The sequence below is a fragment of the Pseudomonas sp. RIT-To-2 genome (assembly GCF_029623465.1).
GTDB classification, from domain to species: Bacteria; Pseudomonadota; Gammaproteobacteria; order Pseudomonadales; family Pseudomonadaceae; genus Aquipseudomonas; species Aquipseudomonas silvicola.
On record NZ_JAPYKM010000009.1, the window covers coordinates 122,444 to 138,876 of the forward strand.

The 16,433-nt window shown below is 63.7% G+C and carries 13 protein-coding genes; 12 read left to right on the forward strand and 1 reads right to left on the reverse strand.

The window, feature by feature from the left end:
* Positions 1–4 precede the first annotated feature (4 nt).
* From lpxB to ispD, 10 genes are all read left to right on the forward strand, one after another.
* Positions 5–1,138 (forward strand): lipid-A-disaccharide synthase, encoded by a 1,134-nt coding sequence (gene lpxB / locus QBK88_RS10835; RefSeq protein ID WP_277962095.1) that lies wholly within the window; start codon positions 5–7, stop codon positions 1,136–1,138.
* An 8-nt stretch (positions 1,139–1,146) separates the two neighbouring features.
* Positions 1,147–1,776, forward strand: coding sequence for a ribonuclease HII (gene rnhB, locus QBK88_RS10840; protein WP_277962096.1), 630 nt, complete (start codon positions 1,147–1,149; stop codon positions 1,774–1,776).
* A 123-nt stretch (positions 1,777–1,899) separates the two neighbouring features.
* Positions 1,900–5,421 (forward strand): DNA polymerase III subunit alpha, encoded by a 3,522-nt coding sequence (dnaE, locus tag QBK88_RS10845; RefSeq protein WP_277962033.1) that lies wholly within the window; start codon positions 1,900–1,902, stop codon positions 5,419–5,421.
* 128 nt (positions 5,422–5,549) lie between these two features.
* Positions 5,550–6,497 (forward strand): acetyl-CoA carboxylase carboxyltransferase subunit alpha, encoded by a 948-nt coding sequence (locus QBK88_RS10850; protein ID WP_277962034.1) that lies wholly within the window; start codon positions 5,550–5,552, stop codon positions 6,495–6,497.
* A gap of 234 nt (positions 6,498–6,731) precedes the next feature.
* A complete protein-coding gene (gene tilS, locus QBK88_RS10855) occupies positions 6,732–8,018 on the forward strand; it encodes a tRNA lysidine(34) synthetase TilS (RefSeq protein ID WP_277962035.1) in 1,287 nt (428 codons plus the stop codon).
* 169 nt (positions 8,019–8,187) lie between these two features.
* The gene (locus QBK88_RS10860; protein WP_277962036.1) at positions 8,188–9,819 is read left to right on the forward strand and encodes a CTP synthase; all 1,632 of its coding nucleotides are present in this window, start codon (positions 8,188–8,190) and stop codon (positions 9,817–9,819) included.
* Between the two features lie 17 nt (positions 9,820–9,836).
* Entirely contained in the window at positions 9,837–10,682 is an 846-nt protein-coding gene (kdsA, locus tag QBK88_RS10865) for a 3-deoxy-8-phosphooctulonate synthase (protein WP_277962037.1), read from the forward strand.
* A 152-nt stretch (positions 10,683–10,834) separates the two neighbouring features.
* Positions 10,835–12,124 (forward strand): phosphopyruvate hydratase, encoded by a 1,290-nt coding sequence (gene eno, locus QBK88_RS10870; protein WP_268149224.1) that lies wholly within the window; start codon positions 10,835–10,837, stop codon positions 12,122–12,124.
* A 98-nt stretch (positions 12,125–12,222) separates the two neighbouring features.
* Positions 12,223–12,501 carry a cell division protein FtsB gene (gene ftsB, locus QBK88_RS10875; RefSeq protein WP_158153563.1) on the forward strand — a complete coding sequence of 93 codons (279 nt, stop codon included), beginning with the start codon at positions 12,223–12,225 and terminating at the stop codon, positions 12,499–12,501.
* Entirely contained in the window at positions 12,498–13,208 is a 711-nt protein-coding gene (ispD, locus tag QBK88_RS10880) for a 2-C-methyl-D-erythritol 4-phosphate cytidylyltransferase (protein ID WP_277962038.1), read from the forward strand. The genes ftsB and ispD overlap by 4 nt, the downstream gene beginning before the upstream one ends.
* Before the next feature lie 67 nt (positions 13,209–13,275).
* Here the strand turns inward: ispD and QBK88_RS10885 are convergent, their stop codons facing one another.
* A complete protein-coding gene (locus tag QBK88_RS10885) occupies positions 13,276–14,175 on the reverse strand; it encodes a LysR substrate-binding domain-containing protein (RefSeq protein WP_277962039.1) in 900 nt (299 codons plus the stop codon).
* 106 nt (positions 14,176–14,281) lie between these two features.
* Here QBK88_RS10885 and QBK88_RS10890 point away from each other — a divergent pair, with 106 nt between their 5' ends.
* Both QBK88_RS10890 and fghA read left to right on the forward strand, forming a co-directional pair.
* Positions 14,282–15,394: an S-(hydroxymethyl)glutathione dehydrogenase/class III alcohol dehydrogenase gene (locus tag QBK88_RS10890; RefSeq protein ID WP_268149229.1), complete on the forward strand. Its 1,113-nt coding sequence runs from the start codon at positions 14,282–14,284 to the stop codon at positions 15,392–15,394.
* A gap of 68 nt (positions 15,395–15,462) precedes the next feature.
* The gene (fghA, locus tag QBK88_RS10895; protein ID WP_277962040.1) at positions 15,463–16,305 is read left to right on the forward strand and encodes an S-formylglutathione hydrolase; all 843 of its coding nucleotides are present in this window, start codon (positions 15,463–15,465) and stop codon (positions 16,303–16,305) included.
* Positions 16,306–16,433: the final 128 nt, after the last annotated feature.

Consider the following 16,433-nt stretch of genomic DNA (forward strand, 5'->3'; position numbering starts at 1 on the left):
GGCATTGCCAGGCAAACTGCGCGTCGCCCTGGTGGCGGGCGAGGCCAGTGGTGACATCCTGGGTGCTGGCCTCATGCAGGCACTCAAGGCCCGGCACCCGGACATCGAGTTCATGGGCGTGGGCGGGCCACTGATGGAAGCCCAGGGGCTGGTCTCCGAGTTTCCCATGGAGCGCCTGGCCGTGATGGGGCTGGTGGAAGTGCTGGGGCGCCTGCGTGAGTTGCTGGGGCGCCGCAAGCAACTGATCCAGACCCTGATCGAGCGCAAGCCCGACGTCTTCATCGGCATCGACGCACCGGACTTCAACCTGACCCTGGAGCTGAAACTGCGCCAGGCCGGGATCAAGACCGTGCATTACGTCAGCCCTTCCGTCTGGGCCTGGCGGCAGAAGCGGGTGCTGAAGATCCGCGAGGGCTGCGACCTGATGCTCACGCTGTTGCCTTTCGAGGCGCGGTTCTATGATGAGAAGGGCGTGCCGGTGCGGTTTGTCGGCCACCCCCTGGCCGACACCATCCCGTTGCAGGCCGACAAGGCCCAGGCCCGCGCCGAACTGGCCCTGCCAGGCACTGGCCCGGTGGTGGCGCTGATGCCCGGCAGCCGTGGCGGTGAGGTCGGGCGACTGGGCGAGCTGTTCCTGGACGCTGCCCAGCGCCTGCTGGCCCTGCGCCCCGACGTGCGCTTCGTGGTGCCGTGCGCCAACGCTACGCGCCGCGCCCAGCTGGAGACCATGCTGGTCGGCCGCGACCTGCCCCTGACGTTGCTGGATGGCCAGTCCCATCGCGCGCTGGCGGCCTGCGACGCGGTCTTGATCGCTTCTGGCACCGCCACCCTGGAAGCGCTGCTGTACAAGCGCCCCATGGTGGTCGCCTATCGCCTGGCAGGCCTGACTTACTGGATCCTCAAGCGGCTGGTGAAAAGCCCTTACGTGTCGCTGCCCAACCTGTTGGCCCAGCGCATGCTGGTGCCCGAGTTGCTGCAAGACGCCGCTACTCCCCAGGCCCTGGTCGATCATTTGCTACCCTTGCTGGAAGGGGGTGAAGTGCAGACCCAGGGCTTCGATGACATTCACCGCACCTTGCGTCGCGATGCCTCCAACCAGGCCGCCGACGGGGTGCTGGCACTGCTGGCGAAACAATGAGCAACCAATTGCAAATGGGCCTGGACTACACCCTGGTCGAAGACCTGGTGGCCGGTGTCGACGAAGTCGGCCGTGGCCCCCTGTGTGGCGCCGTGGTCACCGCGGCGGTGATCCTGGACCCGAACCGGCCTATCCTGGGGCTCAATGACTCCAAGAAGCTCACCGAAGCCAAGCGCGAGAAACTCTACGACGAGATCTGCGAAAAGGCCCTGAGCTGGTGCATTGCCCGCGCCGAGGTCGACGAAATCGACGAACTGAACATCCTGCACGCCACCATGCTGGCCATGCAGCGCGCGGTGGAGGGCCTGCACGTGACGCCGAAACTGGCGTTGATCGACGGCAACCGCTGCCCGAAACTGGCGGTGCCCAGCGCTCCCGTGGTGCAGGGCGATGCCAAGGTGCCGGCCATCGCCGCTGCCTCGATCCTGGCCAAGGTGAGCCGTGACCGGGAGATGGCTGCGTTTGAGCTGATCTATCCCGGCTACGGCATGGGTGGGCACAAAGGGTACCCGACGCCCGCTCATCTGGAAGCGTTGGCGCGTCTGGGGCCTACGCCTATTCATCGGCGCTCGTTTGCGCCTGTTCGTCAGGCTTATGAGGCGCGGGCGATGCTGGATGCTGACCTGGCGGATAGCTGACAGCCGCAGCCGTTGCCTCTGTTGTGTGCCAGGCCATGCACAGCCACCCCACCGCACATCCTCAAACCAACCCCATTACGCTACAATCCCGCTTTTGTTGTTTTGTGCACCCATAGGATCACCATGTCGGTTTCTTTCGTTCATCTTCGCCTGCACACCGAATATTCCCTGGTCGATGGCCTGGTGCGCATCAAGCCCCTGATCAAGGCCCTGACCGGTATGAACATGCCGGCGGTGGCGGTCACCGACCAGAACAACATGTGCTCGCTGGTCAAGTTCTACAAGACGGCCATGGGCGGCGGCATCAAGCCGATCTGCGGTGCCGACCTGTGGCTGGCCAACAAGGATGCCGACGGCCCGCTGAGCCGCATCAGCCTCTTGGCCATGAACGCCCAGGGCTACCGCAACATCACCGAGCTGATCTCCCGCGGTTTCATCGATGGCCAGCGCAACGGCCAGGTGATCATCGAGCGCGAGTGGGTGGCCGAGGCCAGCGAGGGCGTCATCTGCCTCTCCGCGGCCAAGGAAGGTGAGATCGGCATGTCGCTACTGGGCGGCAACCCCCAGGACGCCGAGGCGCTGCTGCAGGAGTGGATGTCGGTGTTCCCCAGCCGCTTCTACGTGGAAGTCCAGCGTACCAACCGCACCAACGACGAAGAATACCTGCACGCCGCCGTGGCCCTGGCCGACAAGTGCGGCGCACCGCTGGTGGCCACCAACGACGTGCGCTTCATCCGCCAGGAAGACTTCGAGGCCCACGAGACCCGCGTGTGCATCGGTGAAGGCCGGGCGCTGGATGACCCGCGCCGCAACAAGAACTACAGCGACCAGCAGTACCTGAAAAGCGCCGAAGAAATGCACGCGCTGTTCAGCGACCTGCCCGAGGCGCTGGAAAACACCGTCGAGATCGCCAAGCGCTGCAACATCGACGTCAAGCTGGGCAAGCACTTCCTGCCCGACTACCCGATTCCCGATGGCATGACCATCGACGAGTACTTCCGCAAGGTCTCGTTCGACGGCCTGGAGGAACGCTTGTCGGTGCTGCTGCCACGCGACACCACCGAAGACTACGAAGCCAAGCGCCAGGTCTACGTGGACCGGCTGAATTTCGAGCTGGATATCATCATCCAGATGGGCTTCCCCGGTTACTTCCTGATCGTGATGGACTTCATCCAGTGGGCCAAGAGCAACGGCGTGCCGGTAGGCCCAGGCCGGGGTTCGGGTGCCGGTTCCCTGGTGGCCTACGTGCAGAAGATCACCGACCTCGACCCGCTGGAATACGACCTGCTGTTCGAACGTTTCCTCAACCCGGAGCGGGTTTCCATGCCCGACTTCGACGTCGACTTCTGCATGGACGGCCGCGACCGCGTAATTGATTACGTGGCCGAGAAATACGGCCGCAACGCCGTGAGCCAGATCATCACCTTCGGTTCCATGGCCGCCAAGGCGGTGGTGCGTGACGTGGCGCGGGTGCAGGGCAAGTCCTATGGCCTGGCCGACCGCCTGTCGAAGATGATCCCGTTCGAAGTGGGCATGACCCTGGAAAAGGCCTACGAGCAGGAAGAAATCCTGCGTGACTTCCTCAAGGTCGACGAGGAAGCGGCCGAGATCTGGGAGATGGCCCGCAAGCTCGAAGGCATCACCCGTAACGTCGGCAAGCACGCCGGTGGCGTGGTGATCGCGCCCACCAAGCTGACCGACTTCTCGCCCATTTATTGCGACGAAGCCGGCGACGGCCTGGTGACCCAGTTCGACAAGGACGATGTGGAGGCGGCCGGCCTGGTGAAGTTCGACTTCCTCGGCCTGCGTACCCTGACCATCATCGACTGGGCGCTGAAGACCATCAACCGCGACCGCGCCAAGGTGGGCGAGGAGCCGCTGGACATTGCGTTCATTCCGCTGGACGACAAGCCCACCTACAGCCTGCTGCAGAAGGCCGAGACCACCGCGGTATTCCAGCTTGAATCGCGCGGCATGAAAGAGCTGATCAAAAAGCTCAAGCCCGACTGCCTGGAAGACCTTATCGCACTGGTGGCACTGTTCCGCCCGGGCCCGTTGCAATCGGGCATGGTGGACGACTTCATCAACCGCAAGCACGGCCGTGCCGAGCTTGCGTACCCGCACTCCGATTACCAGTACGAAGGCCTCAAGCCGGTACTGGCGCCTACCTACGGCATCATCCTGTACCAGGAACAGGTGATGCAGATCGCCCAGGTGATGGCGGGCTACACCCTGGGTGGTGCGGACATGCTGCGTCGGGCCATGGGTAAAAAGAAACCCGAGGAAATGGCCAAGCAACGTGGCGGCTTCATTGAAGGTTGCGCCACCAACAACATCGACCCGGACCTGGCCGGCAACATCTTCGACCTGGTGGAAAAGTTCGCCGGCTACGGCTTCAACAAATCCCACTCCGCCGCCTATGGCTTGGTCTCGTACCAGACCGCCTGGCTGAAAGCCCATTACCCGGCGCCGTTCATGGCCGCGGTGCTGTCGGCGGACATGCACAACACCGACAAGGTCGTGACCTTGATCGAGGAAGTGCGCACCATGAAGCTGCGCCTCGATGCGCCGGACGTGAACGCCTCGGAGTTCAAGTTCACGGTGAACGACGAAGGCCGCATCATCTATGGCCTGGGCGCGATCAAGGGCGTGGGCGAAGGCCCGGTGGAAGCCATCACCGAGGCTCGCCAGGCTGGCCCCTTCAAGGACCTGTTCGACTTCTGCGAGCGCATCGACCTCAAGCGTGTGAACAAGCGCACTTTGGATGGCCTGATCCGCAGTGGTGCCCTGGACCGCCTGGGGCCGTACTTCCATGATGAGTCCAAGGCCTACCTTGCCAACATCGACCGCAACCGCGCAGTGTTGCTGGCGGCCATGGAAGAAGCCATCAAGGCGGCCGAGCAGACCGCGCGCACCCATGACAGCGGCCACTCGGACCTGTTCGGCGGGCTGTTCGTGGAGGCGGATGCCGACGTCTATGCCAGCCACCGCAAGGCCAAGGAACTGACCCTCAAGGAACGCCTGCGCGGCGAGAAGGAAACCCTGGGCCTGTACCTCACCGGTCACCCGATCGACGAGTACGAAGGCGAAATCCGCCGCTTCGCCCGTCAGCGCATCATCGACCTCAAGCCGGCTCGCGGTGCGCAGACGGTGGCGGGCATGGTCATCAACCTGCGGGTCATGAAGAACAAGAAGGGCGACAAGATGGGCTTCATCACCCTCGACGATCGCTCCGCGCGTATCGAGGCGTCGCTGTTCGCCGATGCCTTCATGGCCGCCCAGTCGCTGCTGCAGACCGATGCCATGGTGGTGGTGGAGGGGGAGGTCAGCAACGATGATTTTTCCGGTGGCCTGCGCCTGCGGGTCAACCGCGTGATGACCATGGAAGATGCGCGCACCAACCTGGCCGAGAGCCTGCGCCTGAAGGTGCACGCTGACGCGCTGAAGGGCGACCGCCTGAGCTGGCTGGGTGACCTGTGCAAGCGCCACCGCGGCGCCTGCCCGATCACCATGGAGTACACCGGCCCTGACGCCAAGGCCTTGCTGCAGTTTGGCGAGGACTACCGCATCGACCCGGGTGATGGTTTGATTCAAGCCCTGCGTGACCAGTTCGGGCGTGAGAACGTCTTCCTGCAATATCGTTGAGCCAGTCAAAGGTGACTAGACTCGACCCAGATCGTTAAACTCGACCTCAATGCGCCCTTTCCCGTATGGTAGGGCGCCTAACGGATCAACCGGCCGGCCGCTTGGCCGTCGACCCAAGACGGATGCCTATGAACCCGAATTTTCTTGATTTCGAACAGCCGATCGCTGACCTGCAAGCCAAGATCGAAGAACTGCGCCTGGTCGGCAACGACAACTCGCTGAACATCAGCGACGAGATCTCGCGCCTGCAAGACAAGAGCAGCACCCTGACCGAAAGCATTTTCGGCAACCTGACCAGCTGGCAGATCGCGCGCATGGCGCGTCACCCGCGCCGTCCGTACACCCTGGACTACATCCAGCACATCTTCACCGAGTTCGATGAGCTGCACGGCGACCGTCACTTCTCCGACGACGCCGCCATCGTCGGCGGCATCGCGCGCCTGGACGACCAGCCGGTGATGGTCATCGGCCATCAGAAAGGCCGTGAAGTGCGCGAGAAGGTTCGCCGCAACTTCGGCATGCCGCGCCCTGAAGGCTACCGCAAGGCGTGCCGCCTGATGGAAATGGCCGAACGCTTCAAGATGCCTATCCTGACCTTCATCGATACCCCGGGCGCGTACCCTGGCATCGATGCCGAAGAGCGCAACCAGAGCGAAGCCATCGCCTGGAACCTGCGTGTCATGGCGCGCCTGAAAACCCCTATCATCGCCACCGTGATCGGTGAAGGTGGTTCGGGCGGCGCACTGGCCATCGGCGTGTGCGACCAGTTGAACATGCTGCAGTACTCCACCTACGCGGTGATCTCGCCGGAAGGCTGCGCCTCGATCCTGTGGAAGACCGCCGAGAAAGCCCCGGATGCTGCCGAGGCCATGGGCATCACGGCCGAGCGCCTCAAAGGCCTGGGCATTGTCGACAAGGTCATCCAAGAGCCGCTGGGCGGCGCCCACCGTGACCCGGCCGCTGCTTCGGCCTTGATCCGCAAGGAACTGGCCTCGCAACTGGCCATGCTCAAGGAACTGGACATGGACGCGCTGCTCAAGCGCCGCTATGACCGCCTGATGAGCTACGGTCTGTAAGCAACGCCCCTCGCCACGGCTTCCCGCTGGCCGCGCCCTTGCCCCGCGGAGTGTCAGGCGCAACGCGTAAAGGCTGACGCGGCCAGACGACCCCTGTAGCAGCGGACCTGGCCGCGTCCTGGCCCCGCGGAGTGTCAGGCATGCCGAGTAAAGGCTGACGCGGCCAGGTCCGCTGCTACGGGCCGTGGCCGCGTCAGGGCCAGCACAGAACGGGAGCCTGAAATGACCCACGCCATGCTCCATCGCCTCGCGCCCTGGCGCACCGCCCCTCGCTGGCATATCGCGCTCTCCGGCGGCCTCGACTCCACCGTCCTGCTGCACCAGCTGGCCACCCTGGCCCGTACCGAAGTCCTTCCCCCGCTGCACGCCATTCACGTCCACCACGGCCTTCAGGCCGCCGCCGACGCCTGGCCGCTGCATTGCCAGCGCCTGTGTGACGCCCTGGGCGTGCCGCTGACCGTGATGCCTGTCCAGGTCACCTCGGGCGCCAGCCTGGAAGCCGCTGCCCGCAGCGCGCGCTACCAGGCATTCGAGCAGGCGCTCGCCGCAGGCGACGTGCTGTTCACCGGCCAGCACCGTGATGACCAGGCCGAAACCCTGCTGTTTCGCCTGCTCCGCGGCGCCGGTGTGCGTGGCCTGGCGGCCATGGCTGGCGAGCGGCCTCTGGGCCAGGGCCGGCTGGTGCGGCCGTTGTTGCAAGCGTCCCGCGCCGAATTGGAGGCCTATGCCCAGGTGCACCAGCTCGACTGGGTTGACGATCCCTCCAACACCGATACCCGCTTCGCCCGCAATTACCTGCGCCACGAGATCGTGCCGGTGATTACCCGGCGCTGGCCCCAGGCCGCGCAAACCTTCGCCCGTGCCGCCAGCCATCTGGCCGAGGCGCAAGGGTTGCTGTCGGAGCTGGCGGCGGATGATCTGCGTGCCGCTGCCACGCCGAGCGCGTTCCCCTGGTTGCCCGTGCCGTCGCTGGCGCTGGCGCCGCTGCTTGCACTGTCCGAGCCCCGCCAGCGCAATGCCTTGCAGCACTGGTTGGCAGGCTTCACCCGCTTGCCGGATACCCAGCATTGGGCTGGCTGGGCCAGCCTGCGCGACGCCGCGCCGTCGGCGACGCCGGTGTGGGTTCTGGGGGACGGCCGCCTGTTGCGTGCCGGTGGTCGGTTGTGGTGGTTGAATGAGGTGTGGCGGGCAGAGCCCCAGGGCGTGGTCGACTGGCCGCTGGTTGGGGAACCCCTGGAGTTGCCCGGCAACGGCCAGGTGCGCCTGTGCGGCCTGGCGCCGCAGGGCAGGGTGCAGGTGCGCTACCGCCAAGGCGGTGAAGTACTGCAGGCAGCCGGCCGTGGCCACCGCGACCTCAAGCGCCTGCTCAATGAAACCGGGCTGCCGCCCTTCGTGCGCGGGCGCCTGCCACTGTTGTTCGTAGATGGCCAATTGACTGCCGTGGCGAACCTGCCAGCCATTGGCGGCAACGGCGTGGATTTGCACTGGCTGCCACCGACGAACGCACAACGTTTGAGATGAAAGCCTGTTTCCGGTAGACTACGCTCCCTTCTTGATACAACTTCTGTGCTTGCCCAGCAAACACGGCGGTTGCCGATTGCCAAACCGTTTTTGGCCGTCGGGGGCTTCGGCCTTCCTTCGCTTTCCCCGGCGGCTCTGACCGCTTTAACGCAGACTTCTAGGGTTTTTCATGACGCGCTACATCTTCGTCACGGGCGGTGTTGTTTCTTCATTGGGGAAAGGCATTGCTTCGGCATCTTTGGCGGCCATCCTGGAGGCGCGGGGGCTTAAGGTCACCATGCTGAAGCTGGATCCGTACATCAACGTCGATCCGGGCACCATGAGCCCCTTCCAGCACGGTGAAGTGTTCGTCACGCACGACGGCGCCGAGACCGACCTGGACCTTGGCCACTACGAGCGGTTCATCCGCACGACCATGACCCAGAACAACAACTTCACCACCGGCCGCGTGTACGAGCACGTGCTGCGCAAGGAGCGCCGTGGTGACTACCTGGGCGCTACCATCCAGGTGATCCCGCACATCACCGACGAAATCAAGCGCCGCATCATCAAGGGCGCCGGCGATGCCGACGTGGCCATGGTCGAGATCGGTGGCACCGTGGGTGACATCGAGTCGCAACCGTTCCTGGAGGCCATCCGCCAGCTGCGTGTGGAGATCGGTTCCAAGCGGGCGATGCTGATGCACCTGACCCTGGTTCCGTATATCGCCACCGCTGGCGAGACCAAGACCAAGCCTACCCAGCACTCGGTCAAGGAACTGCGCTCCATCGGCCTGCAGCCTGACGTGCTGATCTGCCGTTCCGACCACCACGTGGACGTGTCCTCGCGCCGCAAGATCGCGTTGTTCACCAACGTCGAAGAGCGCGCGGTCATCTCCCTGGAAGATGCCGACACCATCTACAAGATCCCTGGCATGCTGCACGCCCAGGGCCTGGATGACTTCGTCGTCGAGCGCTTCGGCCTGCAGTGTGGCGGTGCCGACCTGTCCGAGTGGGACAAGGTCGTCGACGCCAAGCTCAACCCCGAGCATGAAGTGACCATCGCCATGGTCGGCAAGTACATGGAACTGCTGGACGCGTACAAGTCGCTGATCGAGGCCATGAGCCATGCGGGCATCAGCAACCGTACCAAGGTCAACCTGCGCTACATCGATTCCGAAGACATCGAGAACCAGGGTACCGGCCTGCTGGAAGGCGCCGATGCTATCCTGGTGCCGGGCGGCTTCGGTCTGCGTGGCGTGGAGGGCAAGATCACTGCCGTGCAGTACGCTCGCGAGAACAAGGTGCCTTACCTGGGCATCTGCCTGGGCATGCAAGTGGCGGTCATCGAGTTCGCCCGTAACGTCATGGGCTGGAAAGACGCCAACTCCACCGAGTTCGACCGCACCAGCGGCCACCCGGTCGTGGGCCTGATCACCGAGTGGGAAGACGCCACCGGCGCCGTCGAAACCCGTACCGAAGCCTCCGACCTGGGCGGCACCATGCGCCTGGGCGCTCAGGACTGCCAGCTGATCAGCGGCTCCAAGGTGTACGACTGCTACGCCAAGGACGTGATCGTCGAGCGCCACCGTCACCGCTACGAGGTCAACAACAAACTGCTGCCACAGCTGATCGAAGCTGGCCTGGTGGTGTCCGGTCGCTCCGGCGACGGCGCCCTGGTGGAAGTGGTCGAAGCGAAGGACCATCCATGGTTCGTGGCCTGCCAGTTCCACCCCGAGTTCACCTCGACCCCGCGTGACGGCCACCCGCTGTTCAGCGGCTTCGTCAAGGCGGCCTTGGCTCAACATCAGAAGAAAGCCTGATCAGGGAACGAAACAGCATGGCGCAGAAAATCATCCGTGTAGGTAACATCGAGATCGCCAACGACAAGCCTTTCGTCTTGTTCGGCGGCATGAACGTGCTCGAGTCGCGCGACATGGCGATGCAGGTCTGCGAAGAATACGTGCGGGTTACCGAGAAGCTTGGTATCCCTTACGTGTTCAAGGCCAGTTTCGACAAGGCCAACCGCTCCTCCGTGACCTCTTTCCGTGGCCCTGGCCTGGAAGAGGGCATGCGTATTTTCGAAGACGTGAAGAAGGCGTTTGGCGTGCCGCTGATCACCGACGTCCACGAACCGGCCCAGGCCGCCGTGGTCGCCGAGGTCTGCGACATCATCCAGTTGCCGGCTTTCCTGTCGCGCCAGACTGACCTTGTGGTGGCCATGGCCAAGACCGGCGCGGTCATCAACATCAAGAAAGCGCAATTTCTCGCGCCTCAGGAAATGAAGCACATCCTGAACAAGTGCGAGGAAGCGGGTAACGACCAGTTGATCCTGTGCGAGCGTGGTTCAAGCTTCGGCTACAACAACCTCGTGGTGGACATGCTCGGCTTCGGCATCATGAAGGCGTTCGAATACCCGGTGTTCTTCGACGTGACCCACGCCCTGCAGATGCCTGGCGGGCGTTCCGACTCCGCCGGTGGCCGCCGTGCCCAGGTCACCGACCTGGCCAAGGCCGGTCTCAGCCAGGGCCTGGCGGGCCTGTTCCTGGAAGCCCACCCGGACCCGGACAACGCCAAGTGCGACGGCCCATGCGCCCTGCGCCTGGACAAGCTGGAACCGTTCCTGACCCAGCTCAAGGCCCTGGACGATCTGGTTAAAAGTTTTCCGACGGTAGAAACCGCGTAACAACGTTTTTCCGGTAAAGTACCTCTCGATTCACTCTGGCCCGCTCGGGCCAGAGCCTTGTCGACCGAAGGCCTGCCGCCGTATCGAGCCTTCGGCCACAACAGATTTCCCTCAGCAGTGTCGTTTTGGTCAAATTTGGAGTGCTTATAACAATGGCAAAAATCGTCGACATCAAAGGTCGTGAAGTTCTCGACTCCCGTGGCAATCCCACTGTGGAAGCCGATGTGCTTCTCGACAACGGCATCATCGGCAGCGCCTGCGCGCCGTCCGGTGCTTCCACCGGTTCGCGTGAAGCACTCGAACTGCGTGATGGCGACAAGAGCCGTTACATGGGCAAGGGCGTGCTGAAGGCCGTCGGCAACATCAACGGCCCTATCCGTGACCTGCTGCTGGGCAAGGACCCTTCTGACCAGAAGGCCCTGGACCACGCCATGATCAAGTTGGACGGCACCGAGAACAAGGCTTCGCTGGGCGCCAACGCCATCCTGGCCGTGTCCCTGGCCGCCGCCAAGGCCGCCGCCCAGGACCAGGACATTCCGCTGTACGCGCATATCGCCAACCTGAACGGCACCCCGGGTGTCTACTCCATGCCGGTGCCGATGATGAACATCATCAACGGCGGCGAGCATGCCGACAACAACGTCGACATCCAGGAATTCATGGTTCAGCCGGTGGGCGCCAAGACCTTCTCCGAAGGCCTGCGCATGGGCACCGAGATTTTTCACCACCTCAAGGCTGTGCTGAAGGCCCGTGGCCTGAACACTGCCGTGGGTGACGAGGGCGGTTTCGCGCCGAACCTGACGTCCAACGAAGACGCGCTGTCGGCTATCGCCGAAGCCGTGGCCAACGCCGGTTACAAGCTGGGCACCGACGTGACCCTGGCCCTGGACTGCGCGGCCAGCGAATTCTACGAAGACGGCGTCTACAACCTGGCGGGCGAAGGTCACACCTTCAACGCCGAAGGGTTTGCCGACTACCTGAAAGGGCTGACCGAGCGCTACCCGATCATCTCCATCGAAGATGGCCTGGACGAGTCCGACTGGGCTGGCTGGAAAGTGCTGACCGAGAAGCTGGGTGACAAGGTGCAACTGGTCGGTGACGACCTGTTCGTGACCAACACCAAGATCCTCAAGGAAGGTATCGACAAGCACATCGCCAACTCGATCCTGATCAAGTTCAACCAGATCGGTACCCTGACCGAAACCCTGGAAGCCATCCAGATGGCCAAGGCAGCCGGTTACACCGCGGTCATTTCGCACCGTTCGGGCGAAACCGAAGACTCCACCATCGCCGACCTGGCCGTGGGCACCGCTGCTGGCCAGATCAAGACCGGCTCGCTGTGCCGCTCCGACCGCGTGTCGAAGTACAACCAATTGCTGCGTATTGAAGAACAATTGGGCGCCAAGGCAGTCTATCGTGGCCGTGCCGAGTTTCGCGGCTAAGCTTTAGATGGTACAAAGCAAGCGCTGTACAGCACAAAGCCTGGCCTAGCCAGGCTTCGTGCCATCAGTACGGCCGTTTATTTCCACTGGATACCTTGATGCGCAGTCCTTATTGGTTGTTCCTTGTCCTGCTCTTGCTGCTGGGTGGCTTGCAATACCGCCTTTGGGTCGGTAATGGCAGCCTGGCCCAGGTCACGAGCCTGGAGCAGCAGATCGCCGACCAGCACGCCGAGAACGAGCGTTTGCTGGAGCGCAACCGTGTGCTGGATGCGGAAGTGGCAGAGCTGAAAAAGGGCATGGAGACCGTTGAAGAACGGGCTCGCCATGAACTGGGCATGGTCAAGGACGGTGAAACCCTTTATCAGTTGGCCCAATGACCTATTCTTCTCCTGCCTTCTGGGCAGTGATTCCTGCCGCGGGCGTTGGCGCCCGGATGGCAGCCGACCGGCCCAAGCAGTACCTGCACCTGGGCGGACGAACCATTCTCGAACACAGCCTTGATTGCTTTCTCGGCCACCCTGGCCTCAAGGGGCTGGTGGTGAGCCTGGCTGAAGACGACCCCTATTGGCCGGACCTGGCCAGCGCCCGTGACCCGCGCATTCAACGTGCCCCGGGTGGGCGCGAACGGGCTGACTCGGTACTCAACGCCTTGCTGCACCTTCACGCCAACGGCGCCGAGGATGACGACTGGGTGCTGGTGCATGATGCGGCCCGGCCGAACCTGGCGCGGGCCGACCTGGACAAGTTGCTGGGTGAGCTGGCCCATGACCCGGTGGGTGGCCTGCTGGCGGTGCCGGCCAAGGACACCCTCAAGCGCGCTGATGCCCATGGCCGGGTGGCCGAGACCGTCGACCGCACCACCATCTGGCAAGCCTACACGCCGCAGATGTTCCGCCTGGGGGCCTTGCACCGGGCGCTGGCTGACAGCCTGGTGGCCGACGTGGCAGTCACCGACGAGGCCAGTGCCATGGAGTGGGCCGGCCAGGCGCCGCGCCTGATCGAAGGGCGCTCGGACAACCTCAAGGTTACCCGCCCCGAAGACCTCGAGTGGCTGCGCCAGCGCTGGGCGCAACGATCGCGGTAACTGCTTCCCGCGCTTCGCCGGTCCCACGGGGCGCAATCATCCCCTGCAGGGGCGGGCAGCGCTCTATTCAGGCACCCTGATACTCTGGCCTTGACGCCAACCCTGCCTTCAGGAAGTCCACCAGTTTCCTCACCTTCGGCGACAAATGCCGTTGCTGCGGGTACAACGCCCACACGGCGGTATTCGGCGGTTGGTGCGCCTCCAGCAGCGACACCAGCGCGCCCGTTTTCAGATGCTCCAGCACGTAATAATCAGGTAGCTGGCATAAGCCCATCCCTTGCAGCGCGGCATCCAGCACGGCCTGGCCGCTGTTGCAGCGCCAGTTGCCTTGTACCCGCTGGGTCAGCTCACGGCCGTCATTCTGCAATGGCCACTGGTCTGTGCTGCCGATCAGGCAGTTGTGCCGCGCCAGCTCCGACAGGCTATGGGGCCGCCCGTAACGCTCCAGGTAGGTGGGGGATGCGCACAGGTACATGCGCCGTGGCGCCAGCCGCGAGGCTATCTGCCGCGAATCCTGCAGGCGCCCCAGGCGAATGGCCAGGTCCAGGCCCTCATGTACCAGGTCCAGGGTGCGGTTGCTCAGTTCGATGTCCACCCGCAATTGCGGGTACTGGCTCATGAAGCGGGTCACCAGCGGCACGATGAACCGTTCGCCATAGGCAACCGCGCAGGTCATGCGCAGCAGCCCCTTGGGCTCGCTGTTGAGGTCGCCCATGGCGCGCAGGGCTTCCTCGCGCCCGTCCTGCAGGCGCTGGCAGTGCTGCAGGAAGGTCTGCCCGGCTTCGGTCAGGGTCACCCGCCGGGTGCTGCGGTACAGCAGCCGCGTCTGCAGGCGTTCCTCCAGCCGGGCGATCTGCCGGCTGATGTGCGAGGAGGAAATGCCCAGGCGCTCGGCGGCGGCGGTGAAATGGCTGCATTCGGCCACGGCAACGAATTCGTCGATGCCATCCCAGCGGTTATCGCTCATTGATTGTCCCTGTACAGCAATAATGTTTTGCCTTTGCTCGGATTATTCATCATCTGTGCATGAATTACACTGGAGGTCTTATTCAACACGTCAGGAGCAGGTTGCGATGATCAAGTCCCGTGCCGCGGTAGCATTCGAGGCCAAGAAGCCGCTGGAAATCGTCGAAGTGGACGTGGCCATGCCCAAGGCGGGCGAGGTACTGGTGCGGGTAGTCGCTTCGGGTGTCTGCCACACCGACGCGTACACCTTGTCCGGTGCCGACCCGGAAGGCATCTTCCCGTCGATCCTGGGCCATGAAGGTGGCGGTATTGTCGAAGCGATCGGCGAAGGCGTGACCTCGGTGGCCGTGGGCGACCACGTTATCCCGCTGTATACCGCCGAGTGCCGGCAGTGCAAATTCTGCCTGAGCGGCAAGACCAACCTGTGCCAGGCGGTGCGCGCCACCCAGGGCAAGGGCCTGATGCCCGACGGCACCTCGCGTTTCTCCTACAACGGCAAGCCACTGTTCCACTACATGGGCACCTCGACCTTCTCGGAATACACCGTGCTGCCGGAAATCTCCGTGGCCAAGATCCAGAAGGAAGCACCGCTGGAGAAAGTCTGCCTGCTGGGTTGCGGCGTCACCACCGGTATCGGTGCCGTGCTGAATACCGCCAAGGTCAAGCCTGGTGACACCGTGGCCATCTTCGGCCTGGGCGGTATCGGCCTGTCGGCCGTGATCGGCGCGGTCAAGGCCAAGGCCAGCCGCATCATCGCCATCGACATCAACCCGGCCAAGTTCGAGATCGCTCGTCAACTGGGTGCTACCGACTGCGTCAACCCGAAAGACTTCGACCGCCCGATCCAGGAAGTCATCGTCGACATGACCGACGGCGGCGTGGACTTCTCCTTCGAGTGCATCGGCAACGTACAACTGATGCGCGCCGCACTGGAATGCTGCCACAAGGGCTGGGGCGAATCCGTCATCATCGGTGTGGCCGGTGCCGGCCAGGAAATCTCCACCCGTCCGTTCCAGCTGGTCACCGGGCGCGTGTGGCGCGGTTCGGCTTTCGGCGGCGTGCGTGGCCGCACCGAGCTACCAAGCTACGTGGAAATGGCCGAGAAGGGCGAGATTCCGCTGGATACCTTCATCACCCACACCATGGGCCTGGAAGACATCAACAAGGCGTTCGACCTGATGCATGAAGGCAAGAGCATCCGTTCGGTCATCCACTTCTGAGGAGCAGCGGCAAGCTGCAAGGGGATGCGTGCCTCTTGCGGCTTGAGGCCTGACGCTGGAGAAAATCTATGACGCTGGACAATATTTCCTGCCAGAAAAGCGCAGGTGGCTGGCACAAGCGCTACCGCCATCGTTCCGAGGTGCTGGGGTGTGACATGGTGTTCGCGGTGTACCTGCCGCCCCAGGCGGAGCAGGGCGGCAAGTTGCCGGTGCTGTATTGGCTCTCGGGCCTGACCTGTACCGACGAGAACTTCATGCAGAAGGCCGGCGCCCACAAGCTGGCTGCCGAGCTGGGGCTGATCATCGTGGCGCCCGACACCAGCCCGCGCGGCGCGGACGTGCCGGGTGACCCGGACGGCGCCTGGGACTTTGGCCAGGGGGCGGGGTTCTACCTCAATGCCACCCAGCAGCCCTGGGCCCAGCACTACCGCATGCACGATTACGTGGTCAGCGAGCTGCCAGCGCTGGTGGAAGCGCATTTTCCCGCCTCGGACCGTCGCGCCATCAGCGGCCATTCCATGGGTGGGCACGGGGCGCTGGTGTGTGCCCTGCGCAACCCTGGGCGATACACCTCGGTCTCGGCGTTTTCGCCCATCAGCAACCCCATGGATTGCCCCTGGGGCCAGAAAGCCTTCTCCCGCTACCTGGGCGAAGAGCGTTCGCGCTGGCGCGAGTGGGATGCCTCGGTGTTGCTGAGCGAAGCCAAGGCGCCGTTGGCGCTGCTGGTGGACCAGGGTGACCGCGACGACTTCCTGGAAAACCAGCTCAAGCCCGAAGCCCTGGTGCAGGCGGCGAAGGCGGCGGGGCACGACCTGGAGCTGCGCATGCAGCCGGGCTATGACCACAGCTATTACTTCATCGCCAGTTTCATCGACGACCATTTGCGCCATCACGCCAAGGCGCTGGCGTAACGGTGTTTCCCGTTGGAACGGGCGAGCCCGGGAAGCTGCAGGGTGATGTCGTTTTGCCGCTGATCGGCGGCATTCCGGCGCCGCTTTTTGCAGCCCCGTTGTTACGTAAAGCAGGTAGAATCACGCCC